Raw genomic sequence first — 1,484 nt, 5'->3', positions numbered from 1 at the left:
TTCTCTAAATAGAAGTTTAGCAATGTCCTACTCTCACATGGGAACTCCCACACTACCATCGGCGCTACTGCGTTTCACTTCTGAGTTCGGAATGGAGTCAGGTGGTACCACAGCGCTATTGTCGCTAAACAAAAAAATTCAATCTTAGAAAGCTGTAAATATCGTTTTTTCTTTATTCTTATTCAAGTAACACGTAAGTACGTGAGGACGTGCACGGATGCACTAATGTCGATGGTGTTCATGGATGAACGTTTTCATCGACGTTTCTATTATGTCAGTCTTCATACAATCCACTTCATAGCTCTAAAAAACTACTTGGGTGTTGTATGGTTAAGCCTCACGGGCAATTAGTATCAGTTAGCTCAAGACCTCACAGCCCTTACACACCTGACCTATCAACGTTGTAGTCTCCAACGACCCTTTAGGGAGCTTAAAGCTCCAGTGAGAACTCATCTCAAAGCCTGCTTCCCGCTTAGATGCTTTCAGCGGTTATCAGTTCCGAACGTAGCTACCGGGCAATGCTATTGGCATAACAACCCGAACACCAGCGGTTCGTCCACTCCGGTCCTCTCGTACTAGGAGCAGCCCTCTTCAATTCTCAAACGCCCACGGCAGATAGGGACCGAACTGTCTCACGACGTTCTAAACCCAGCTCGCGTACCACTTTAAATGGCGAACAGCCATACCCTTGGGACCGACTTCAGCCCCAGGATGTGATGAGCCGACATCGAGGTGCCAAACACCGCCGTCGATATGAACTCTTGGGCGGTATCAGCCTGTTATCCCCGGAGTACCTTTTATCCGTTGAGCGATGGCCCTTCCATACAGAACCACCGGATCACTATGACCTACTTTCGTACCTGCTCGACGTGTCTGTCTCGCAGTTAAGCTGGCTTATGCCATTGCACTAACCGTATGATGTCCGACCATACTTAGCCAACCTTCGTGCTCCTCCGTTACTCTTTGGGAGGAGACCGCCCCAGTCAAACTACCCACCAGACAGTGTCCCCAAGCCCGATTAGGGCCCTAGGTTAGAACATCACGCATACAAGGGTGGTATTTCAAGATTGGCTCCACAAAATCTAGCGACTCTGTTTCAACGCCTCCCACCTATCCTACACATGTAGGAGCAATGTTCACTGTCAAGCTATAGTAAAGGTTCACGGGGTCTTTCCGTCTAGCCGCGGGTATACGGCATCTTAACCGCAAATTCAATTTCACTGAGTCTCGGGTGGAGACAGTGTGGCCATGATTACGCCATTCGTGCAGGTCGGAACTTACCCGACAAGGAATTTCGCTACCTTAGGACCGTTATAGTTACGGCCGCCGTTTACCGGGGCTTCGATCATCAGCTTCGTCCGAAAACTAACCGAATCAATTAACCTTCCGGCACCGGGCAGGCGTCACACCGTATACGTCATCTTTCGATTTTGCACAGTGCTGTGTTTTTAATAAACAGTTCCAGCCACCTGGTTACTTCGACT

The 1,484-nt window shown here is 48.9% G+C and carries 2 rRNA genes; both read right to left on the bottom strand.

The window, feature by feature from the left end:
• Positions 1-14: 14 nt before the first annotated feature.
• A 5S ribosomal RNA gene (gene rrf / locus Q4503_RS18750) occupies positions 15-129 on the bottom strand.
• A 197-nt stretch (positions 130-326) separates the two neighbouring features.
• Positions 327-1,484: ribosomal RNA gene (locus Q4503_RS18745) — 23S ribosomal RNA — on the bottom strand; the annotation flags it as partial.

This window comes from Colwellia sp. 6_MG-2023, from assembly GCF_030547765.1.
GTDB lineage: Bacteria > Pseudomonadota > Gammaproteobacteria > Enterobacterales > Alteromonadaceae > Colwellia.
The sequence above is the reverse complement of the archived record's forward strand: the minus strand, read 5'-3'. Positions and strand labels throughout refer to the sequence as shown.